Origin of the sequence: Azonexus sp. IMCC34842, assembly GCF_050368855.1 — a bacterium.
GTDB lineage: Bacteria > Pseudomonadota > Gammaproteobacteria > Burkholderiales > Rhodocyclaceae > Azonexus > Azonexus denitrificans_A.
This window is the reverse complement of sequence record NZ_CP178449.1, coordinates 2735364-2757940: the sequence shown is the minus strand read 5'-3', so window position 1 is coordinate 2757940 and position 22577 is coordinate 2735364. Positions and strand designations below refer to the sequence as shown.

At 62.1% G+C, this 22577-nt stretch carries 17 protein-coding genes; 4 read left to right on the top strand and 13 right to left on the bottom strand.

Annotated features, from left to right (window positions below):
- Nucleotides 1-32: 32 nt before the first annotated feature.
- From ACLIKD_RS13090 to ACLIKD_RS13065, 6 genes are all read right to left on the bottom strand, one after another.
- Nucleotides 33-641 (bottom strand): response regulator transcription factor, encoded by a 609-nt coding sequence (locus ACLIKD_RS13090; protein ID WP_226416640.1) that lies wholly within the window; start codon nt 639-641, stop codon nt 33-35.
- Entirely contained in the window at nt 634-2985 is a 2352-nt protein-coding gene (locus tag ACLIKD_RS13085) for a PAS domain S-box protein (protein ID WP_428825415.1), read from the bottom strand. Before ACLIKD_RS13085 ends, ACLIKD_RS13090 begins: the two co-directional genes overlap by 8 nt.
- Before the next feature lie 58 nt (nt 2986-3043).
- Nucleotides 3044-3769: an LrgB family protein gene (locus ACLIKD_RS13080; RefSeq protein WP_226416638.1), complete on the bottom strand. Its 726-nt coding sequence runs from the start codon at nt 3767-3769 to the stop codon at nt 3044-3046.
- On the bottom strand, nt 3766-4122 hold the full coding sequence (locus tag ACLIKD_RS13075; protein ID WP_226416637.1) for a CidA/LrgA family protein: 357 nt from the start codon (nt 4120-4122) through the stop codon (nt 3766-3768). Before ACLIKD_RS13075 ends, ACLIKD_RS13080 begins: the two co-directional genes overlap by 4 nt.
- Before the next feature lie 111 nt (nt 4123-4233).
- Complete coding sequence (locus ACLIKD_RS13070; RefSeq protein ID WP_428825414.1) at nt 4234-6096, bottom strand: diguanylate cyclase; 1863 nt, start codon at nt 6094-6096, stop codon at nt 4234-4236.
- A gap of 115 nt (nt 6097-6211) precedes the next feature.
- A complete protein-coding gene (locus tag ACLIKD_RS13065) occupies nt 6212-7108 on the bottom strand; it encodes a LysR family transcriptional regulator (protein ID WP_428825413.1) in 897 nt (298 codons plus the stop codon).
- A 109-nt stretch (nt 7109-7217) separates the two neighbouring features.
- On the opposite strand from ACLIKD_RS13065, the gene ACLIKD_RS13060 reads away from it, so the two are divergent.
- Together ACLIKD_RS13060 and ACLIKD_RS13055 are read left to right on the top strand one after the other, a co-directional pair.
- On the top strand, nt 7218-7985 hold the full coding sequence (locus ACLIKD_RS13060; RefSeq protein WP_428825412.1) for an SDR family NAD(P)-dependent oxidoreductase: 768 nt from the start codon (nt 7218-7220) through the stop codon (nt 7983-7985).
- Nucleotides 7986-7996: 11 nt separating this feature from the next.
- Nucleotides 7997-8989: an aldo/keto reductase gene (locus ACLIKD_RS13055; protein WP_428825411.1), complete on the top strand. Its 993-nt coding sequence runs from the start codon at nt 7997-7999 to the stop codon at nt 8987-8989.
- A 70-nt stretch (nt 8990-9059) separates the two neighbouring features.
- On the opposite strand, the gene ACLIKD_RS13050 is transcribed toward ACLIKD_RS13055, so the two are convergent.
- Nucleotides 9060-10298, bottom strand: coding sequence for an MFS transporter (locus ACLIKD_RS13050; RefSeq protein WP_428825410.1), 1239 nt, complete (start codon nt 10296-10298; stop codon nt 9060-9062).
- A 100-nt stretch (nt 10299-10398) separates the two neighbouring features.
- Between ACLIKD_RS13050 and ACLIKD_RS13045 the strand changes: the two genes are divergently transcribed.
- A complete protein-coding gene (locus ACLIKD_RS13045; RefSeq protein ID WP_428825409.1) occupies nt 10399-11385 on the top strand; it encodes a LysR family transcriptional regulator in 987 nt (328 codons plus the stop codon).
- An 87-nt stretch (nt 11386-11472) separates the two neighbouring features.
- Nucleotides 11473-12426: a bifunctional helix-turn-helix transcriptional regulator/GNAT family N-acetyltransferase gene (locus ACLIKD_RS13040; RefSeq protein ID WP_428825408.1), complete on the top strand. Its 954-nt coding sequence runs from the start codon at nt 11473-11475 to the stop codon at nt 12424-12426.
- A 22-nt stretch (nt 12427-12448) separates the two neighbouring features.
- Here ACLIKD_RS13040 and ACLIKD_RS13035 read toward each other — a convergent pair whose 3' ends face one another.
- The 6 genes from ACLIKD_RS13035 to ACLIKD_RS13010 form a co-directional block, all read right to left on the bottom strand.
- The gene (locus ACLIKD_RS13035) at nt 12449-13390 is read right to left on the bottom strand and encodes a COG2958 family protein (protein WP_428825407.1); all 942 of its coding nucleotides are present in this window, start codon (nt 13388-13390) and stop codon (nt 12449-12451) included.
- Nucleotides 13381-14331 carry a virulence RhuM family protein gene (locus ACLIKD_RS13030; protein ID WP_428825406.1) on the bottom strand — a complete coding sequence of 317 codons (951 nt, stop codon included), beginning with the start codon at nt 14329-14331 and terminating at the stop codon, nt 13381-13383. The genes ACLIKD_RS13035 and ACLIKD_RS13030 overlap by 10 nt, the downstream gene beginning before the upstream one ends.
- Nucleotides 14332-14343: 12 nt before the next feature.
- Entirely contained in the window at nt 14344-17382 is a 3039-nt protein-coding gene (locus ACLIKD_RS13025) for a type I restriction endonuclease subunit R (RefSeq protein WP_428825405.1), read from the bottom strand.
- Nucleotides 17383-17635: 253 nt separating this feature from the next.
- Nucleotides 17636-18769 (bottom strand): Fic family protein, encoded by a 1134-nt coding sequence (locus ACLIKD_RS13020; protein WP_428825404.1) that lies wholly within the window; start codon nt 18767-18769, stop codon nt 17636-17638.
- A complete protein-coding gene (locus ACLIKD_RS13015; RefSeq protein ID WP_428825403.1) occupies nt 18766-20124 on the bottom strand; it encodes a restriction endonuclease subunit S in 1359 nt (452 codons plus the stop codon). The genes ACLIKD_RS13020 and ACLIKD_RS13015 overlap by 4 nt, the downstream gene beginning before the upstream one ends.
- Nucleotides 20124-22349, bottom strand: coding sequence for a type I restriction-modification system subunit M (locus ACLIKD_RS13010; protein WP_428825402.1), 2226 nt, complete (start codon nt 22347-22349; stop codon nt 20124-20126). The genes ACLIKD_RS13015 and ACLIKD_RS13010 overlap by 1 nt, the downstream gene beginning before the upstream one ends.
- Nucleotides 22350-22577: the final 228 nt, after the last annotated feature.

Here is a 22577-nt window from a genome sequence, read left to right as displayed (position 1 = left end):
CCGGGGCACCGGTCAGCGACGACCGGCCAAGATCAATTGACGCTCATCACCGCCTTGACCAGTTCGGCCAGCGTGCGCACGCCCATTTTTTCCATGACCCGGGCGCGGTGGGCTTCGACGGTTTTCATGCTGATTTCCAGTTCGTCGGCGATTTGCTTGTTCAGCTTGCCGGCGACGACCAGGCGCATCACTTCGCTTTCCCGCTGGGTCAGTTGTTCCAGCCGGTGGGCGATGGCCCCGTCACGCTCGCGGCGGGCAGCGAGCTGCTGGTCGAGGGCAAGGGCGCGCTCGATGCGCGACAGCAGTTCCTCGTTGTGGAAGGGCTTCTCGATGAAGTCGCAGGCGCCGCGCTGCAGCGCCGAAACCGCCATCGGCACGTCGCCGTGGCCGGTGACGAAGATGATCGGCAGGCGCGAACCGAGGGCGTCGAGTTTTTCCTGCAGTTCGAGGCCGCTCATTTCCGGCATCCGGACGTCGAGCACCAGGCAGCCGCGCATATCGTCATGCCGCTCGTGCAGGAAATTCTCGCCGGAAGCGAAACAGGCGACCCGGTAGCCTTCGCCTTCGAGCAGCCAGGTCATCGAGTCGCGCATGGCCTCATCGTCGTCGACGACAAAAATGGTCTGACTCAGCTCACTCATCTTCTTCCTCTATCGGAACGGTGAAACGGAATACGGTGCCGCCCTCGCGGCGCGGTTCGACCCACAGCCGGCCCTGATGGAATTCGATGATCGAACGGCAGATGGCCAGACCGATGCCCATGCCTTCCGGCTTGGTGGTGTAGAACGGGGCAAAAATCTTCTCGATATCGTCTTCGTTGAGACCGTGCCCCTGGTCGGCCACCGATATTTCGAGCATCCGCTCATCGACCGGTTTGGCCTGGATGGTCAGGCGGCGGCGCTCGAAGGGTACATCGTTCATCGCTTCAATGCCATTTTTCAGCAGATTGAGCAGGACCTGCTCGATCATGATGTGATCGACGACGATACGCGGCAGATTTTCGGGAATGTCGACCACGATCTGCGTGCCGGTGCGTTGCGCCTCGATATCGGCGAAGGCGCGCGTCTCGTCGACCAGTTCCTCGAGCGAGATCGGCAGCCGCACCGGGTCGCTCTTCTTCACCATGTCGCGCATCCGGCGGATGATCTTGCCGGCCCGCTCGGCCTGTTCGGCCGCCTTCTGCATCGCAGCTAGCAGGTCGTCGAACTTGTAGTTGCCGGCCTGCATGCGCTTGACGCAACCGGCGCAGTAGTTGGCGATCGCGGACAGCGGCTGGTTCAGTTCGTGGGCCAGCGAACTGGCCATTTCGCCCATGGTGATCAGCCGGGAGGTCTGCTCCAGGCGTTTCTGCTGTTGCAGGTTGACCTCGTCGATGTGCTTCCGATCGGTGATGTCGGCGGTGATCTGGACGCGTACCGTGCGTCCATCGACCCAGCGGATGGCCCGTTCGTGCAGGTGATACCAGTGGCCGGAGAGGGTGTGCTGGATTTCGCCGTCGAACAGCTCGCAGGGCAATTCTTCGGCGCGCAGGACGGTCGGGTCGCAGTGCAGCGCTTCGGGCGGCGCCCGACAGGGGGCGGTCACCATGGCCGAGTCGCGACCGACGCTGTCGAAGCCGAAAATGTTCTGGAAGGCGCGATTGGCAAAGAGAATTTCACCGGTTTGCACGTCGGCGACGTGTACCGCCGCATCGAGGCCGTCGATCACGGTTACGAAGCGTTCGTGGGCTCGTTCGAGTTCGACACGGATCCGTTTCGGTTCGGTGATGTCGTTCATCGAGGCCATCCAGCCGATCTGGGCGCCTTTGGTATCGATCAGTGGCGAGAAATAGAGGCGGACGTCGAAGCGCTCGCCGTTCTTGCGCATGATGCGCATCTCGAAGCCACGGGCCGGCGCTTCCCCGGCCAGCGCCTGGTCGATGTTGTTCTGCAGTTGGTAAAACTCCTCCGGCGGCCAGTAGGGGTAGGGCGGGGCGATGCCGACCAGCTCGCTTTCGTCGAAGCCGGTCATCCGGCAAAACGACGAGTTGACGAAGGTGATCCGGCCCTTGAGGTCGATGGCGCGCAGGCCGGTGACCATCGACTCCGACATGGCCTGGCGGAACGCGTAGGCGGCGCGCAGCTGTTCTTCGGTTTGCGCCCGGTGCTGGGCGTGGCGACGTAGCTGGATCAGCGTGATCGTCGCGATCACGGTGAGGATGATGATCAGCGCCGCAGGCAGGAGCGGCAACCAGGCGCCGCCGCCGCGATAGGCGATGATGTTGAGACCGAGGCGATTGTTGGGCAGATCGAGACTGATCGCTCCGGAAACCTTGCGGTCGGTCGGCTTGATCGAGGAGTTGCTGAAAACTTCGCGATTCTCGGTGTCGACAATCGTCAGGCTGTAGCGCGCGGTAAACACCGCCGGCAGCGTCGAACGCAGCAGCGTTTCCAGCGACTGCAGGGCGATGAAGGCGCCGATATCGGCGCTGCCGCGCTGGACCGGGAAAATGATGTCGTGGGCCGGCCGCTGGTAGGCATCCGGGTAATCGGGAGAGACCAGCTCGCGGCGGATGCGCAAGGCTTCGCGCAGGGCGCTCAGGCGCTGGCCGGTCAGTTGCTCGCCGACGAAGGTGGCGTTCGATTCGTTGGGCGCCACCCATTCCACCTTGCCGTCGGTATCGACCCAGATGATCGCGGCGATTTCCGGGGCGTCGCGGACATAGCGCGCCGCCCGCACCTGGAAGGATTCGTAGGTCAGTTGCTTGAATTCCTGTTCGCGGCCCAACTCGCCGAGAAAGTCGATGTGGGCGTGCAGCCGGCTCTCGATGGTCCGCTCGGCCCAGTGCATGTCGCCCTCCAGCGCCGAGCGGGCGGTATCCAGCTCGCGCCACTGAAGCAGCGCGGTAATGATCAGCATGGCCACGGCAAAAACGCCGATCGCGACATAAGGCGCGAGCCAGAGCCAAGTCTGTTTCGGGGTGGCGGGGGGCGGACGAATGAACATGGGCTAATTCTTCGCCGCTACCCTGATCTCAGCCATAGGTACTTACCCTAAGCGCGCCTCAAGCCGCCGTCAGCCAGCCGGCGAGCAGTGGCACGAGCAGGGCGGTCAGGGCGCCGTTCAGGCCCATCGCCAGGGCGGCGAAGGCGCCGCTTTGCTCGTTGACCTGGAAGGCCCGTGCCGTGCCGATGCCGTGCGAGGCGATGCCGATGGCGAAGCCGCGGATCGCCGGATCGCGCAACTTCATCGCATCGAAGACGTAACGGGCGCCGACCGCGCCGATGATGCCGGTGACGATGACCAGCACCGCCGTCAGCGACGGGATGCCGCCGATGCGCTCGGCAATGCCCATGGCGATTGGTGTGGTCACCGACTTGGGGGCCAGCGACAGTTGGGTAGACAGGCTGGCGCCGAACAGGCGGCCGACCAGGACGGCGGAGAGCACGGCGGTCAGGCTGCCGGCCAGCAGGCCGACGACGACCGGCAGCAGCATCGCCCGGACGCGGCGAAACTGCGTGTAGAGCGGGATGGCCAGCGCGACGGTGGCCGGGCCGAGCAGGAAGTGCACGAACTGGGCGCCGGCGAAGTAGGTTTCGTAACTGGTGGCGGTCAGCGTCAGAAAGCCGACCAGCGCGGTGACCGCGATCAGCACCGGGTTGGCCAGCGGATTGCTGCCGGACCGCTGGTAGATCCAGAAAGCGCCCTGATAGGCGAGCAGCGTGATGGTCAGGCCGAGCAGCGGCGAGGCCGAGAGATAGACCCAGATTTCGTTGATGCGCGGCGTCACTGGCTGTCTCCCGGGTGTGCAGCGCGCTGGCACAGCTTCATCGCCAGTGCCGTGACGACCAGCGTCGCCAGCGTGCTGATCAGCAAGGACAGCAGCAAGGCCGGCCATTCATCGGCGACGCGGTGCAGATGCACCATGATGCCGGTGCCGGCCGGCACGAAGAGCAGCGAAAGATGCTGCAGCAGGTTCTGGCCGGTCGTCCGCAGTCCGTCGCCGGGGCCGCCGCGCAGCAGCAGCGCAAGAAAGAGCAGCAGCATGCCGATCACCGGGCCGGGTACCGGCAGGTCCAGAGAACGGGCGAGCACTTCGCCGATCAGTTGGAAAATCAGCAGGACAGTAAGGGCAGAAATCACGGGCGGCCTCGGGAACAATTCACAATGCCGCCAGTGTATTGGCTCGGTTAGGTTTTGATAATGAGTGCCTGAGGCGATTTATCTTGTACGTTTGGTACAAGATAAATCCGCTCAGTACTCCTTGTTGTCGCTCCACATCGCCGGCGCGAAGCGGATCACCCGGTTGCGGCCCCGTTCCTTGGCCTGATACAGCGCCACGTCGGCAAACTTTACAGCCTGCCAGAAGGTGTCGCTGTCGGTCGGGAAATCGGAAATGCCGATCGAGATGGTCTTCTGAATCACGATGCCGGACACCGGAACCTTCAGTTCTTCGACCGATAGCCGGATATTCTCGGCAACCTGCTCGGCCGCTTCGCCACCGCTATCGATCAGGATGATCAGGAATTCCTCGCCACCGTAGCGAATGACCAGATCGGAGGCGCGAACCGCGCGCTTGAGCACCGTCGACAGCGCTTTCAGTACGGCATCGCCGGCATCGTGGCCGTAGGTATCGTTGACCATCTTGAAGTAGTCGAGGTCGAGCATCAGGATGGCGGCGCTGGTTCGCTTGCGCTGCACGCTGGCGACCAGCGTCTCGACATATTCCTCGAGGAAGCGGCGGTTGTTGAGGCCGGTCATCGGGTCGCGCAGCGTCGAGTCGCGCAGGCTTTCCATCAGGCGCTTGGTTTCCAGCACCGGGGCGGTCTCGCGCAGATAGACATTGATGAACGGGATCATGTCGAGCAGCTTGTCCTGCTCGTCCGGCGTCGTCAGCAGCTGGACGACGCTGCCGACCGAGCCGGACTGGTTGACCGGGAAGCAGATATGGCGGCGGGCACCCAGTTCGGCGGGCGGCCGGAAGGCATAGCAGATTTCCGGATTGGTCACGCCATCGACGATATGGCCGGTCCGGCGGACGCGGCAGGCCTCCGGGCGAATCAGGATTTCCGGATCGCACCAGCGGCAGGTATCGGCAGTTTTGCCATCGACCATGATGGTCCGGATCTGTTTCTTGTTGCTGCTGATCTCGTAGAGCGAAAATTCGTCGAGCCCGAACTCGCTGTGCAGGGTGGCGGCCAGGCGCTGGTAAATCTCGGTTTTCGACTCGTCTTCCTCGATCGCCTGCTTGAAATGGGCCGCCTTGGTCAGTCCTTCGACCATCTCGATGGTCGCCGTCAGCAGATTTTCGCCGGGTGCCGGCGTCCGTTCGGTGAGGCGGGCGACATTGCTGCCGATGCGGTTCAGGCCATCGTCGAGGAAGGTCAGCAGACGATTCATGTCGGTGGCGATCTGGCCGATTTCGTCGTTGGTCTTTTTCTCGACATGGCTCTTGAAGTCGCCGCGCAGGGCGCTCTGGACGGCCAGTTCGACGGCATTGGCCGTGTCCGAGATCGGGCGCAGCAGCCGGCGCAGCAGCAGAATCAGCAGCAGGACGAAGAAGGTCACGGCGCCGACGATGCCGGCCACGGTGTACAAGGCCTTTTCCTTGAGTCCCTCGATCGACATGGTCATGTTGACCACCCCGAGCACGGCCCCCTCGCTGACCTGGTGGCACTGCAGGCAGTTCGGCGTGCCGTTGGCGGTCGCGATGTAGGGAATGGTGCCGCGAAAGACCGTCTCGCCGTCGCTGGTTTGGATGCCGAAATACGGCTTGCCTTCAGTAAGCACCCGGCGTTCGACGTCGTCGGCCGCCGATTCGACGCTCAAGCCCTGACCGAACTGCTTGACCACCTCGGGCGAGCGGACGACGCGGGCCGACTTCAGTCCCTGCACCTCGAGCATCCGCTTGAGGAAGCTTTCGCGCTTGTCGATGACGCCGTTGATCATCGATTCGGTCAGATGCACGCGGACGATTTCGCCGGCCGTGCGAATGTGCTCGGTGGCCGAGGCGATCGAAAAGCTGCGAAAGGCGTAGAGGCTGATGGCAATGAGCACCGCCAGCAAGAGGGCAGCGATGCTGACGAAGAAGAGCGTGACCTTGGCGTTCAGATTCACGTCGGGGCCTTCCGGAACACGGTTTTAGAAGTCGGGCATTATGTCCGAACATTTTTGCCCGAACCAAGCCAAACCGCCGGAAGTCGAAGGGAGAAAGATAGTCATTTGATTAAGATCAACTTTCCGCGGTTTTTTGCAGCAAATCGATAAACGCCCGCAGGCCGGCCGGGACCAGACGGCGACTTGGGTAATAGAGAAAAAACCCCGGTTCGGGTGGTCGCCAGTCGTCGAGTACCGTGACCAGCCGGCCGGCGGCCAGAGCCGATGCCGCCGATTGCTCATAAACGTAGGCCAAACCGACCCCATCCTCGGCGGCCCGCACCATCAGCCACATTTCGCCGACATCGAGCGGACCTTCGACTTCGACTTCAATTTTTTCATCGCCACGGGAAAACTCCCAACGATAGATGCTGCCGTTGGGAAAGCGGATGCGAATGCAACGATGGGCCGATAGCTGCTGCGGCGCGGCGGGTTTGCCATGCTCGGCCAGGTAGGCCGGCGAAGCGACCACCACGAAACGCTGGGCCGGGCCGAAGGGCACGGCGATCATGTCCTGGGCCAGGCGTTCGCCGAAGCGCACGCCGGCATCGAAACCGGCGGCGACGATGTCGATCAGGCTGTCGTCGATGACGATTTCCAGGCGCATGCCGGGGTTTTCGCGCAGAAAGCGGCTGGCGAGGGGGGCCAGCACGTATTCGGCGGCGGCGCGCGGCACATTGAGACGCAGCGTGCCAACCGGCGAATCGCGAAAGCTGTTGATTTCGTCGAGCGCGTCGTCGAGTTCCTGCAGGGTCGGGGCAAGGCGGGCGAGCAGGCGCTGGCCGGCTTCGGTGGGGGACACGCTGCGCGTCGTGCGGTTAAGGAGGCGCACGCCGAGCCGGGTTTCCAGGCTGCGCAGCGTGTGGCTCAAGGCGGAAGGGGAAACGTGCAGCTCGCCGGCGGCGCGGCGAAAGCTGCGCAGCCGGGCGACGGTGGCGAAAGCCTGAAGGTCGGCAAGACTAGGGCGGTCCATATTGGTGAGAATTTTTCAGTAAGTCATCAAGGATTGTGCGGATTGTGGCACACCGACACTCCGCCTAATCTGATTCCTGGATTTTTACCTACCTTCAAGGAGACCCAACATGACAGCTATTTCCGCCGATCTTGCCGGCCGCACCTATCTCGTGACTGGCGCTTCGTCCGGTATCGGGGCGGCGACCGCCCTGGCGCTCGGCCAGGCCGGCGCCAACGTGGCACTGGCCGCCCGGCGCAGCGCGGCCAGCGACATTCTGGCCGGCCAAATCGAGGCAGCAGGCGGCAAGGCACTCGTGCTGCGCATGGATGTCGAAATCGAATCCGAGGTTCAGGCTGCCGTAGCCGCCACCGTTGCCCGCTTCGGCCGGCTCGATGGCGCCTTCAACAATGCCGGCCGGCTCGGCGTCGCGGCGCCGCTGCACGAAATCGACAGCGCCGATTTCGACGCGGTGATGCGGACCAATGTTTCCGGCGTCTTCTGGTCGCTGAAATATGAAATCGCCGCGATGTTGTCCACCGGTGGCGGCGCCATCGTCAACAATGCTTCCCTCGTCGCCCAGGTGGCTTTCCCCGGTCTGTCACCCTATACCGCCAGCAAGCATGCGGTGCTCGGCCTGACCCGCACGGCGGCGCTGGAATACTACAAGCAGGGCATCCGCATCAACGCGGTATGCCCGGGGCCGGTCGAAACGTCGATGGCGGCGCAGGGTTTCGGTAGTATCGAGAGCCTCCATGCGGCGACGCTGGAGTACCCCGCCGGCCGTGTCGGGCAGCCCGGAGAAATCGCCCGTCCGGTGCTCTTCCTGCTGTCGGATGCGGCAAGTTACATCAGCGGCCAGGGTTTGATGATCGACGGCGGCTATACCGTTCAATAAGGAGCATGGACATGCAACAACGCACGCTCGGGGCCGGTGGCCCAGTCATCTCGGCGCTTGGCCTCGGCTGCATGGGGATGAGCGAGTTTTACGGGGCCAGCGACGATGAACAGTCGCTGGCGACGCTGGAACGGGCGCTCGAACTCGGCATCAACCTCTTCGATACCGCCGATACCTACGGTTTCGGTCACAACGAAAGCCTGCTTGGCCGCTTTCTCAAGCAAGGCGGGGCGGCCCGCCGGCCGCAGGTGGTGATCGCCAGCAAGTTCGGCATCGTCCGCCAGCCGGGGGCTTACGAGCGACGGATCGACAACACCCCGGCCTACATCCAAAGTGCCTGCGAAGCGTCGCTGCAGCGCCTCGGTGTCGAAACCATCGACCTCTACTACTGCCACCGCCGCAACCCGGAAGTGCCGATCGAGGACATGGTCGGCGCCCTGGCAGCCCTGGTGGCGGCCGGCAAGGTCCGCCAGATCGGTCTTTCCGAGGTGTCGCCGGAAACCCTGCGGCGCGCCCATGCCGTGCATCCGGTGGCGGCCGTGCAAAGCGAATACTCGCTGTGGTCGCGGGATGCCGAAGCGGCCATGCTGCCGACCTGCGCCGAACTGGGCGTCACCTTCATCGCCTACAGCCCGCTCGGTCGCGCCTTCCTGACCGGCGCCGTGCATAGCGACCAACTGGGCGAGGGCGATTTCCGCAAGCACAACCCGCGTTTCGTCGGCGAAGCGGAAAAAATCAACAGCCAGCTGGTGGCCGAACTCGGCCGCTTCGCCAGCGCCCATCGCTTGACCAACGCCCAGGTGGCGCTGGCCTGGCTGCTCGACAAACATCCCCACGTCGTACCTATTCCGGGAACCCGGCGCATTGCCTATCTCGAGCAGAATGTGGCCGCCGCGGATGTGCTGCTCAATGCCGATGAAATCGCCGAACTCGACCGGATGTTCGCCGTCGAGCGGGTGGCCGGGGCGCGCTATCCCGAGGCGGGCATGGTCGGTATCGAATAAGGCGTGGCGGGAAGAACTTGGTCTGCGCAACCAGCATCGCCGATGCGGTCGGCGATGCTGGTCGATTTTTCTAAGCCAGGGCCGGCGGCAACTTCCAGAAACGTACCGCCAGTGCAGCAAGGGAAGTGGCCGCCGCCATGCCGGTGACGGCAATCCAGCCCCACTGGCCGAGCAACAGGCTGCCGAGCGCTGCGCCGCCGGCCATGCCGATGAACATGCCGACGAAGAGCACGGCGTTGAGGCGGCTGCGGGCGCCGGGGTCGATGCTGTAAACGATGGTCTGATGGGCGATCAAGCTGGCCTGGACGCCGAGATCGAAGCCGATGGCACCGATGCCGAGCAGCCACAGCTGGGCGCTCGGCGAGAGCAGCGGCGCCAGCGACAGGCCGGCGAAGGACAGGACGCTGAGCCCGGCACCCAGGCGCGTCACCAGCTCGGGGCCGCGCCGGTCGGCGAGGTGGCCGGCCAGTGGCGCGGCCAGGGCGCCGGCGGCGCCGGCCAGGCCGAAGCTGCCGGCCACGGCGCTGCCGAGATGGAAGGGCGCGGCGTGCAGCATCACCGCCAGCGTGGACCAGAAGGCGCTGAAGCCGACAGCCAGCAGGCCCTGAGCCAGGGCGGCACGACGCAGGCTGGCATGGCGTAGCCATAGCGTATGCAGCGAACCGAGCAGGGCGCTGTAGGAAAGATTCGTGGTCGGCTCGAATTTCGGCAGCACACGCCAGGCGGTAATGCCGATCAGGGCGATGCTGGCTGCCGCGACGATGAAGATCGCTCGCCAGCCGAAATGTTCGGCAATCAAGCCGCTGACGACGCGCGATAGTAGGATGCCCATCAGCAAGCCGGTCATCACCGTACCGACCACCCGGCCGCGTTGGGCCAGCGGGGCCAGTGTGGCGGCGGCCGGGACGATGTCCTGGGCCAGCGTGGCGGTCAGGCCGATGGCCAGGCTGGCGACCAGCAACAGGCCGATCGATGGCGCGCCAGCGCCGAGCAACAGAGCGGCGATCAACAGCGCAGCCTTGATCAGGATGATGGTGCGGCGGTCATGGCGATCGCCGAGCGGGGCGAGCAACAGGATGCCGAGGGCGTAACCCAGTTGCGTCAGGGTCGGCACCAAGCCGACGGCATGGTCCGAAGCACCGATATCGGCGCCGAGAATGCCGAGTATCGGCTGGCTGTAGTACAGCGTGGCCACCGAAAATCCGGCGCCGGCCGCCAATAGCAGGGTCAATTGGGGAGAAAGCAGCGCCGGTGTGGCCGCCTGACGACTTGTTTCACCACTTTCATGCGTATTTTGAATGGAAGACATTTTTTCACCTTACCGGCTGGTTGTTGATGGTGCCCATTCTTGTTGGTCTGGCAACGGAACGGTAGTATCGTCTTCGACACATTAGTTATACGGTAGGTGTATGAGCGAACGACAAGACAATGCGCCGGAAACGGGGCTGAGCACGCCTTCGTTGGCGATCACCGGGGATCGCATCGAACTGATGCAAACCTTCGTCCGTATCGTCGAAGCCGGTAGCCTTTCCGCCGCTGCCGGCCAGATGGGCATGACGCAGCCGACCATCAGCCGTCGCCTGCAAGCCCTCGAGCGTTCGCTCGGCCTCCGCCTGCTGCAACGAACGACGCATGCCATGCGGCTGACCGTGGATGGCGAGCGCTGCTACGAGCAAGCCAAGGAACTGTTGACCCGCTGGGCGGCCTTCGAGTCGGATCTGCGCGGCGCGGGTGACGAGCCGGAGGGCATCCTGCGCGTGGTGGTGCCGCATGCCTTCGGCCAGGAAAGGCTGATCAAGCCGCTCGCCGACTACCTGAAACGCTATCCGCGCATGACCGTCGAGTGGTCGCTGCACGACGACCGGGTGATCCAGGACTACATCGCGGCCGGCATCGATTGCGCGATCCAGGTTGGCGAGGTGACCGATCCGGGCTTGGTCGCCATCCACCTGTCGGAAGTGCCGCGCATCGTCGTCGCCGCGCCGGAAGTGCTGAACGGCGGGCCGGTGCCGACGGCGGCCGGCGAACTGGCCGCCTTGCCCTGGCTCGCGTTGCGCACCTATTACCGCAATGAAGTGAGTCTGAAGCATGTCGAAAGCGGCGTGGTCGAGCGGGTGCCGATTACCCCGCGCTTCAGTACCGATAGCCTGTACGCGCTGCGCAGCGCCGCCCTGCTTGGTCTGGGTGCCTGCATCGGCTCGGCCTGGGTGCTGGCCGACGATCTGGCCGGTGGCCGTCTGCTGCATCTGACGCCGGCCTGGCAGGCGCCGTCTTTGCCGGTCAGCCTGGTCTATCCCTACGCCCGCTTCTACCCGGCCCGCCTGCGCTGCTTCATCGACATCATGCGTCAGGCCATGCCGGCGGTACTGGCCGGGGCGGCGGTGGCCCGAACCTAGCGGCTGGCCAATCGACCGTCGGCGGCAAACCCCGGTCGTCGATATTGGTTGTATGATGCAACCAATATCGACGCTGGGAGGGCAGTGATGGCCGCTACTTCGCAAAGGCTGGCGCAAATCCGCCGCGCCTCGCGGCAGCTGGTGCGTGAACTGGGCTTCATGCAGTCCACGTTGGCCGGCTCCGGGCTGCCCGCCTCGGCTGTCCATGCCCTAATCGAAATCGATCTGGCCGGGCCGCTGACCGCAGCGCAACTGGCGACACTGCTCAATCTGGAAAAGTCCTCGGTCAGCCGGATGCTGGCCAAACTGATCGCCGGCGGCGAGATTGTCGAGCAAGCCAGCCCGGACGATCGCCGAATCAAATTGCTTGCCCTGAGCGAGCGCGGCCGGAAAAGCGTCGCCGCCATCCATGCCTTCGGCAATCGGCAGGTCGCCGAAGCCTTGCAGCGGATTCCGCCGCATCTCGGTGCTTCGGTCTTGTCCGGCCTGCACGGTTACGCTCAGGCCCTGGCCTCGTGCCGGAGCGGCGGCGCGCTCCAGCCGGACGACGGCGCAGGCGTTACGCTGCATCGCGGCTACCTGCCCGGCGCCATCGGGCGGATCACCGAGATGCACGCCAGCTATTACGCCCGGCAAGTCGGTTTCGGCGAGTATTTCGAATGCAAGGTGGCAAGCGAGCTGGCTGCCTTCGTGCCGCGCCTGGAGCACGCCGACAACGGCCTCTGGCTGGCGACGATGGGCGACGAGATCGTCGGCTCCATTGCCCTGGATGTCACCGGCGCGGCCGAGCCGAACGCCCATTTGCGCTGGTTCATTCTCGACGACGCAGCCCGCGGCCAGGGCGCCGGACGCCAACTGCTCGGCGAAGCGATCCGTCATTGCGACAGCCGCGGCATTCCCGGCATCTATCTATGGACCATCAGCGGTCTGGACACGGCGCGGCACCTGTACGAAAAGGCCGGCTTCCAACTGGTCGAGGAAATCCAGGGGACGCAGTGGGGCAAAGCGGTAACCGAACAGAAATTCGTCCGCAGCCGCTAAATGCGCCACTGACGCGCCAAAATTACTCGACCGCCTCGGGCAAATCCCAGTCACCGACACGAGCGTTGTCTGTCTGGTGGAACTGACGCACCCAACTGATGAAGTCGCGGAAGTCGGTATTCTCCAGCGCCAGCCGGTTGCAGGCATCCCAGTCGATATCGGGATGTTCGCGGGCCGGAATCAATATTTCGCTCTCGCTCGGGTCCTCGGTGTTCAGGCGGATCAGGCCGATGCCGTAGGAAGCGGCGAGCAGGCGCAATTCCTTCATCGCCGATTCCTGGATATCGGCGGCGACCAGATAACCGAAATTGGCCCAGGATGAGTTGGACACCGCCTGGAACCAGACCTCCCGGACGTTCGAGCGGTTGACCAGCAGCTTGACCTCGAAGGACCACAGGCGGGTGCGTTGGGCGCCGACTTGCTGGACGCAGGCACGGATTTCCCGATCCCACTCGGCACCGATGTCTTCCATCGCAACCAGATCGGGATACAGCCATTTGTTGCCGTTCGGGCCATGCCGGTTGGTCGAGCGCTTCTCGTCGATCCGTTTCGGGTAAAGCCCTTGCTCGACATGGAGAAAGCGGCAGAGCAGCGGGTAAAGCGCATGCTCGCTCAAGGCTTTCCCGGCAAGCTTGCCGACCAGCTCAGGCGTCGCGCTTTCCACCTTGGCGACCTCGGCGGCCTCGCTGGCGTTCGTCCAGTAATAGCGACGGGGGCGGGTTTCGGTAGTGCGCACTTGCGGCCAGCGCTTCTGGATTTCCGGCCGGTTGGCGCTGATTTCGGCGACGAGTTGCCAGAGCAAGCGGGCATCCTCGGAAAGATCCTGTTGGCTGTTACGGCGTTTTTCCTCGCAGGCCTCGCGCATATTCTCGAACATCCAACACGCCAAGTCGCGGGCGGTGAAGCGCTCCTCTGGGTGGGCCTTGAGAAAATCGGTCACGGTTTGGCGGAGGTTCAGTGCCATCGGTCAATCTCCTGTTTTCTTGCTTGAGCGGCCATCGCGGATTTCTTCCAGAGCACGCAGGTCTTGGTCATCGGCGGCGAGACGCTCGGCCTGCCGGCATGGGTCAGTACCTCACGCTCGTTGAAGCTGAGAAAGGCGTCCAGCCGGCCTGCCCAGTCGGACATGGTCATGGTTTTGCGGCGCCGCGCCTGATCCTCGGCGAATTCCAGGTACATGGTGACGATCCGGTTCTGCTCGTCGATTTCCTCGGCGTTCAGGTAATTCTTGGCAATCGTCACGTCCTTCTGGCGAATTTGACCGCCAGCCCAGGTGGTCAGCCCCATGTTCGGCGCCCCGGCATCGGCCCGCCCGACAATCAGCTCGGCGGCCGTCTGGCCAGTGATCGCCCACAGCATCTTGTTTTGCACCTTCTTGAAGAACAATTGTGCTGCCTCGCTCTTGCCGTCGTAGTCGACCGCCGTCGCGTAAATATCGCGGACCTTCTGGTAGAAGCGTTTCTCCGAGCTCCGGATGTCGCGGATGCGGGCCAGCAGTTCGTCGAAATAATCCCAGCCGGCCGGGTCTTTCAGACGTGCATCGTCCATCACGAAGCCCTTGACCAGGAATTCGTTCAGATGCCGTGTCGCCCACTGCCGAAACTGCGTGCCGCGCGCCGAGCGCACCCGGTAGCCGACGGCCAGGATCAGCGGTAGGCTGTACACCATGGTTTTGCGGCGAACGCTTCTGCTGCCTTCGTCTTGAACTATTAAGCAAGACTTAATAGTTGCCTCGGTTTGCTCGCCCTCGGCCAGAATCTTGCGCACATGCTGGTTGATGTTCGGAATACTGGTCGCGAACAACTCGGCCATTTCCTGCTGCGATAGCCAGACCGTGCCGTCCTCGGTGCGTAGCTTGATGCTGGTCTGGCCGTCTCCGCTGGTGTAGAGGATTAGTTCGGGCATTATTGCTCTCGCCTAGGCTACGGGCAGATCCTGCTGCTGCCGGATCTGCTGATAAACCGCCCGCATCAGATGCGAGGTGGCCAGACTGCGGAAGGCGTCGTCGTTCATCAAACGGACGAAAATTTCCTCGTTGCCTTCCATGCGCTCGACGAACAGGTTTTCCAGTTGTTTGTTGAAGACCGGCTCGAAGTTCTCCAGGCTGTTGGCGGCGGCAGCCTGTTGCAGGTGCGCGTTGGCAATCGCCGTTTCCCGCACCTGCTCGAAGAAAAGCTGGTCGGCCGGGGTGAATTCGGTGCCGAAACGTTCGTTGAGTTTGACCACCAGCGTGGACAGCCGAACCTCCTCGTCTTCTTGGCCGGTGCCGACTGCCGTCGGGCCGTAAAGCGCTTCCGGTTCGCCGGCCTTGAGGTCGATGGCGCCTTCGCTGATTTTCTGCAGGCGGTAATACTTCAGTTCCACCTCGTCATCCACCTTGACTGCGCGCTGGTCGTCGCCCGCTGGCAGCTTGCTCAACAGAAAACGCCCGTAGGTGTAGAGCTTTTCCAGGTCGGAATCTTGATAGGGAATGATCTGCGAAACCAGCATGTACAAGTTGCGAAAGCTGGCCAGCTGGCCCTTGAACAGGGCCTGGTCTTCCGCTTCGAGTGCCTTGAAACGATCCACGGCGAGATCAATCAGGCCGCTCAGTTTCTTGTGTTCGCCGCCGGTCGGTTGCATCCGGTTGCGGAACCAGATTTCGCACCAGGCATCGACCTCGCTGCGGGCGTAGATTTTCCATTCATTGAGCGTGTGGGCCAGGGCGTTCAGTTGCTGCGGGTCGGTCTCCTCGCCCGGTGGCGTGAATTCGTAATAGGGCTTGAAAGCGGCGTAGATTTCTTCCGGCTTGTTCACGAAATCGAGCACGAAGGTGTTTTCCTTGCCGCGCGTCGTCCGGTTCAGGCGCGACAGCGTCTGCACCGCCTGGATGCCGGTCAGCTTGCGATCCACGTACATGGTGTGCAGCAGGGGCTGGTCGAAACCGGTCTGGTATTTCTCGGCGACCAGCAAGACCTGGTATTCCTCGGAGTTGAACTTCTCCGGCAGTTCCTTTTCCTTGATGCCGCCGTTCATGCCGACCTCGGTGAATTTCTGCTCGCCGTGTTCCTTGAGCATGATCTCGCCGGAAAAGGCGATCAGCGACTTGATGTCGGTGTAGCACCGGTCCTTCAGGTACTGGTCGAAGGCCAGCTTGTAGCGCACCGCATGTTCGCGGGAAGCGGTCACCACCATGGCTTTGGCCCGCCCGCCGATGCGGTGTTTGGTATGAGTGCGGAAGTGCTCGACGATCACTTCCACCTTCTGGCCGATGTTGTAATCGTGCAGGTCAACAAACCGGGCCAGGGCGCGGGCGGCCTTGCGGCGCGGCACTTCCGGGTCGTCTTCGATCTGCTGGATCAGGTGGTAATAGCGCGCATAGCAGGTGTAGCCCTTGAGCACGTCGTGGATGAAACCCTCGTCGATGGCCTGGCGCATGCTGTACAGGTGAAAGGGCGGCTTGCCGTTCTCGCCCGGCTCGTTGAACACCGCCATGGTCTTGAATTTGGGCGTCGCCGTGAAGGCAAAGAAACTCAGGTTGGGCTGGCGGGCGCGCTTCAACTGCTCGCGCAGCAGTTCCGTTTTCGCTGCTTCGCTGAGATTTTCCTCATCGAGATCGAGCAACTGCTCGGCAATCGTCGCTGCTATGCCTTCCTTGTTCAATATCTTGCGCAACTCCATGGCGGTTTCGCCGCTTTGCGAGCTGTGGGCCTCGTCCACAATCACCGCGAAACGCTTGCCGGCGGTGTCGATGGACACCTCATGACCGTGCTTTTCCAGCGTCTGGATGGCCTGGGTGATGAAGGGGAATTTCTGGATGGTCGAAATCACGATAGGCACGCCATCCGACAGCGCCTTGGCTAGTTGCTGGGTGTTTTCGTCGATCTTCTGCACCACGCCCAACTTGTGGTCGAACTGGAAGATGGTGTCCTGCAACTGCTGGTCGAGCACCAGGCGGTCGGTAATCACCACCACCGAATGAAAAATCTTCTCGTCCTGCGCGTCATGCAGGCAGGACAGGCGATGCGCCAGCCAGGCGATGGAATTGGATTTGCCCGACCCGGCCGAATGCTGGATCAGGTAATTGTGGCCCGCGCCGTGCGCCTGGGTATGGGCGACCAGTTGTCTTACTGCGGTCAACTGGTGGTAACGCGGAAAAATCATCGTTTCCTTGCGATGCCGCTTCAGGCCCTTCTCGGTCGCCAGCGTCGTTTCCTCGACTTCCAGATGCAGGAAGCGGGCGAGGATGTCGAGCAGGCTGTCGCGGTTCAGCACTTCCCGCCACAGGTAGGCGGTGCGCACATCGCCGGCCACCGGCGGGTTGCCGGCGCCAAAGTTATGGCCCCGGTTGAAGGGCAGAAAGAAGGTGTCCTTGCCCTCCAGCCGGGTGGTCATCGCCACTTCCTCGGTATCCACCGCGAAATGCACCAGACAGCGCTGCTTGTAGGCAAACAGCAATTCCTGCGGATCGCGCTGGCTGCGGTACTGAATCCGGGCATCCTCGACGCGCTGGCCGGTCATCGGGTTTTTCAGTTCCAGCGTCGCCACCGGCAAGCCATTGACCGCCAGCAGCACGTCGGGAATGGCGCCGCTTTTGGTCTTGACCTGACGGACCAGTTGCAGCCGGTTGTCGGCATAGCGCGCCGTCGCCACCGGGTCCATGCCGGTATTGGGGGCGAACCAGGCCATGCGCACCGTCTTGCCGAAGCATTTGAAGCCTTCGCGCAGCACTGTCAGCATGCCCTTGCTTTCCAGCTCCTTGCCCAGGCTGTCGAGCAGCACCGTGGCCGCCGTGCCCTTGTTCAAGTCCGCCAGACGCTGCCAGAAACGGGGCTGGGTGGTCTGCACGAAATGCAGCACCGCCGCCGGAAAGAGCGCCCGTTCCGCATCGTAATCGGCGGCCGCCGCCGTGACATAGCCGCCCTCACCGAGCAGGAAGTGTTCGATCTCGTTTTCAAAGTCGATTTCTCTATGCATGGTTTCCTGCTCATCCTTACCTAAGCTTTGCTGCTAAGTAACGAAAACGGCTTTTCGTTACTTAGTGCTGGTTCGGTGGCTGCCGATCAAATAGCCATCAAATGGATAATTCATTTAAAAAACAGCGGTGTATTCGTTTTTCCCGGGGGGCCGGAGTGGGTTATGCGCGGGCGCAATCAAATAGCCATCAAATAAAGCTTGAGTCACGAAACTTACCTAAGAAAATCGCTTAAGTAACGAAAACGCATTTTCGTTACTTAACGAAAAGCTCAAGGTAACGTTCGAAGGCATAGACGCGCCCTCGTTGCAGGCCGGTGATTTCCTGCAAGATATTCAGCCGGATCAGCTCCTTGATTAGCACATTGGTCGCCGGGGAGCTGAATCCCAGGCCTTCGGCCAGGTCGGCGGCGCTCAGCACCGGTTTTTGGTAAAACAGATTGAGCGCGGCCTGTGCCGAAGCGGCGCGCCGACCCAGCGTCATCACCGCTTTTTCCACCTCGGTGCGCAGGCTGAGCACCTGGCGGAAGACATCGCGCCCCTTGGCGGCCGTCTCGGCGATTCCGGTCAGGAAGAAGCGTACCCAGTGGATCAGGTCATTGGAAACCCGTACCGCCATCAGCGCGTCGTAATAGCTGGCCCGGTTGCGCTCGAAAAAGTCCGAGAGGTACAGCGAAGGCTTGGCCAGCAGGCCATGGCCGACCAGATAAAGCGGAATCATCAGGCGGCCGATACGGCCGTTGCCGTCGAGAAAAGGGTGCACCGTCTCGAACTGGTAATGGGAAAGGGCCAGTCGCACCAGATGCGGAATGGTCACCGCATCGTTGTGCCAGAACTTCTCCAGGTCGCCCATCAGGTCCGGCACTTCGCTCGGGTGGGGCGGGATGAACACCGCGTCGGTCAGGCTGGAGCCGCCGATCCAGTTCTGGCTGGTGCGGAACTCGCCGGGCTGCTTGTGCTCGCCGCGCACCCCGCGCATCAGGATGGCGTGGGTCTGCTTCAACAGTCGGTTGGAGAGCGGCAGGGTATCGAGCTCGGCGATGGCGATATTCACCGCGTCGATGTAATTGCGCACCTCGCGCCAGTCGTCGCGCTTTTCCGGACGGATGGCCGCTTCCGGCAACAGCGCCTCGTCGATGCCGGTCTGGGTGCCCTCGATGCGGCTGGAGGTCTGGGCCTCCTTGACCACATGCATTTTGATGAAGAGATCGATATCCGGCACGATCAGCGAAAAGGCGTTCAGTTCACCGAGCGCGCGGTTGGCCTGTTCGAGCAGGGCATGGATCGTCGGGTCTTCCCAGGTCCATTCCTGGTTCACCGGAATCGGCGAAAAGCTCTTGTACTGGTACTGCTGCCGCCAGACGCCGGCCTTGAACTGCTCGAACTTCATGCCGCCTCCTGCTGAGACGAATCGGGAAGGGAAACGCCGCGCACGTCGATCTGGCCGGTGACGGCGGCGGTGATCAGGGCGGCGCGGTATTCGGACAAGGTAGAGATGGCACGATGCGCCGCAGCAACTTGTTTGGCGAATTTCGTTGTCACCGCATCCAAGTGTTTCGCAATGGCTTTTTGTTCAGTCAATGGAGGTTCAACGAGCCAGTAATTCTTGATGGTTTCGACGTTTACATGGGGGGCAGTGGAGCCATAGGTATCAACTACTCCTTGTTGATACACACAGTCTGCATTGAGATGCCACATTAGGTAGTGCGGGCAAAAATGCGCGGATGCCCGGAATTGCATCATTCGTTGTCCTAAGCAAACCTTAGGTTCCTCGGGCACTTCGGCAGCAAACCCCCAGCGCTCTCCTTCCCTGCCGTAGAGAATATCGCCGGGCTTAACTTCGGCTCGCCGAATTCGTTTCAGGTATTCGTCTTCATCGACCCGGTAGGCCGAAGACAGGTCCATTACACCGGAACTCAAATCGGCAGTTCTCACGACCAGAAAATCTCCTTCGGGCGAATATCGGGGCGTGTCGTGTGGGCAATCGACAATCAATGCCGTTGCATATTTCAATCGGGTCATACCCCAATGCGCAGGAATTTGTCCTAGCCACGCCACCCCGGAATCCTTCATCGGCACCGTCGGGTCCAGGCCTTGGGTGACGGCCTGGCTGATCAGGGCGGCGCGCTTTTCGGCCAGTTTTTGCAGCAGGGCTTCCTTCTTGGCGATCAGCGCATCGATCTGGGCGGTCTTGTGGTCGAGGAAGCGGGCGATGGTTTGTTGTTCTGAGAGGGGGGCTAAGGGCAACCCAATTTCGGCCAACTTTTCACCGGTGAGGTGGGCAATAGTTGTTTTGTTGCACAAGATGCTAAACCAACCGGTATCAGCGATATGCCGCATCAAATATTTTAGGTAGGCCGTGCTGGTGTTTTTGGTGGAGCGAACACGATGCAGGGCATTTTGAATAATGCAAGGGTTCTCAATCTGGCCAAGTGTTGCTGTTCGTCCAACCTCGCCACCTTCGCAGATCAACAAGTCGCCCTCTTTTACGGAGAACTTCTCAATTTCATCCGGGGTTGCCCACATTTTCGGCAGATCATTTGTATCTACGGACTCCCATTGCACATTGGCAGCACGAAGGTAGCTGACTTCAAGGTCCTTGGGCTCCAAGGATTGTGGCTGGAGCATTTTCCCCAGTTGGATACTGAAGTAACGCTTGATGCTGGTTTCTTGCCAGTGCTCTGGAATCTGATCAACCCAATCGATTCTGGATTGTTTGTAGCGGGGATAAACCGGATACCCCATCAAACCACCTCACCCAGCATGGCCATGATGTCGGCTTCCAGTGCCTTGATTTCAGCCTCGATGGTGGCCAGCGGCCGGGGTGGTTCGTAGACGTAGAAATGCCGGGTCAGCGGGATTTCGTAGCCGACTTTCGTTTTGCCGTGGTCTATCCAGGCGTCCGCCACATGCGGCAACACCTCGGTTTTCAGGTAAGTCTCGCAGTGGCCCTTGACCAGCTTGAGCAGTTGTTCGTGACCGGTTTCATTGTCGTAGCCGAGCGGTAGCGGCAGGGCGATGTCGGCGGGCAGGCTGACGATTTCGCTGTCGCGCAGTTCCGGGTCGGCTTCCGGCTTGCCCTTGGCGTCGCGGCAGATTTCGGCGGCCGGGTCGCGCTCGCTCAAGGCGGCGAGGATGGCTTTCCTGAGCGGGGCGGCGGGTTTGGGCTCGGCGGTCTTGAGGACGGCGTTCAGGTCCTTCTCGAAGGCCGGGCGGCTGCGGTAGAGGCGGCTGGCGTCGAGTTTGGCCAGCGCCTGGAGAATGGCTTGCTGCTCGGCCTGGCCGGCGGCGATGTCGGCCTGTTGTTCGGCGGCGTCCTTGCGCTTCTTGCTGCTGGCGAGGTTGGCGAAGGTGGCGTTGGTTTTCAGGCGTTCCAGCCGTTCCGGGCTGGCCTGGAAATTGAGCCGCAAGGGCCGGTCGACCGTAACTTTCAGGTAGCCGAAGTCGCGGTTGTCGAACACTTTGCTGCAGACGCGGGGCGTGGCCGGCGGCGCTTCGCCGGGGGCAAGTAGAGCGGTGCTGGCGCCGTCGGTGTGGTCGTTGTAGAGGCGTACCAGGTCGGCGATGTGTTCGTCGGCCAGTTCGTTGCGCTTGTTGCCCAGGCTTTTTTTCATCTTGCGGTAGTGGCGGGTGCCGTCGATCAACTGCACCTTGCCGCGGCGGTGGGCCGGTTTCTTGTTGCTGACCAACCAGATGTAGGTGTAGATGCCGGTGTTGTAGAACATCTGGTCGGGCAGGGCGATGACGGCATCGAGCCAGTCGTTTTCGATGATCCAGCGGCGGATGTTGCTTTCGCCGCTGCCGGCGTCGCCGGTGAATAGCGGCGAGCCGTTGAAGACGATGGCGATCTTGCTGCCGTCGCCGCCCGCCTTGCCACCTTTTTCCGGCGCCGGGTGGCGCTTGGCGATCATGTGCTGGAGGAAGAGCAGCGAGCCGTCGTTGATGCGCGGCAGGCCGGCGCCGAAACGGCCGTTGAAGCCGGCCTTGGCGGCTTCTTCGCGGACGTAGTCTTCTTCCGCCTTCCATTCGACGCCGAAGGGCGGGTTGGCCAGCATGTAGTGGAACTGCTTGTCGGGGTGGCCGTCGCCGGGCACGAAGCCGTTGGCCTTGTTCTTGGCTTCCTTGACGCCCAGGGTGTCGCCGTAGATCAGGTGGTCGATGGGTTCGTCCTTGATCAGCAGGTCGGAGCAGCACAGGGCGTAGGACTCGGGGTTGTATTCCTGGCCGAAGAGTTGCAGGTTGGCGTCCGGGTTCTGGTTCTTGATGAATTCTTCCGATACCGAGAGCATGCCGCCGGTGCCAGCCGTCGGGTCGTAGATGCTCTTGTAGATGCCGGGTTTGTAGACTTCTTCTTCGCCGCTGAATACCAGGTTGACCATCAGGCGGATGACTTCGCGCGGGGTGAAGTGATCGCCGGCTTCTTCATTGGCCTGTTCGTTGAACTTGCGCACCAGCTCCTCGAACAGGTAGCCCATTTGCAGGTTGTTGATGCGTGCCGGTGAGAGGTCGATATCGGCGCTACAGAATTCCTGGATGACCAGGTAGAGGCGGTTGGCTTCGTCCAGCTTGGCGATCTCGGCTTCGAATTCGAATTTCTCGAAAATGTCGCGGGCGCGCGGCGAAAATCCGTGGATGTAGGCGATCAGGTTGTTGGCGATATTGGGCGGGTCGCCGAGCAGTTTCTGGAAGGTGAAGGGGCTGACGTTGTAGAGCGGCTGCGTGCGCTCGCCGCCGACGGCGACGCGCGACAGCGCCTTGTCGAGCGCCGCATCCTTTATGCCCTTGGCCGACAGGCGGAGATATTCGGCGACCACCTGCTCCTTGGTCGCTTCGAGCACCAGATCGAGCCGGCGCAACACGACCAGCGGCAGCATGACGCGGCGGTATTGCGGCGGCCGATAGGGGCCGCGCAGCTTGTTGGCGATATTCCAGATGAAACCGACGAGGTTTTGATGCAGATGGGTGTTCATGGGGCGCGGAGTTTCTTTTCGTTGTTGCAGCGGCGCTTTAGGGCGGCGTCATGGGAAGGCGTTATGTTAGGGATTAACGAGGGGATGGCAAAGACTTTGTGTGATTTTTGGCTTTTTCTGGCGGTCGACCGCAGGAAGTTCGCAATTTGCGAACTGCGAACCTGAAAGCTGGTGAGTGCGCTGAAACGACTTACCAAAGCAAAACGCCCCGGTTTCCCGGGGCGTTTT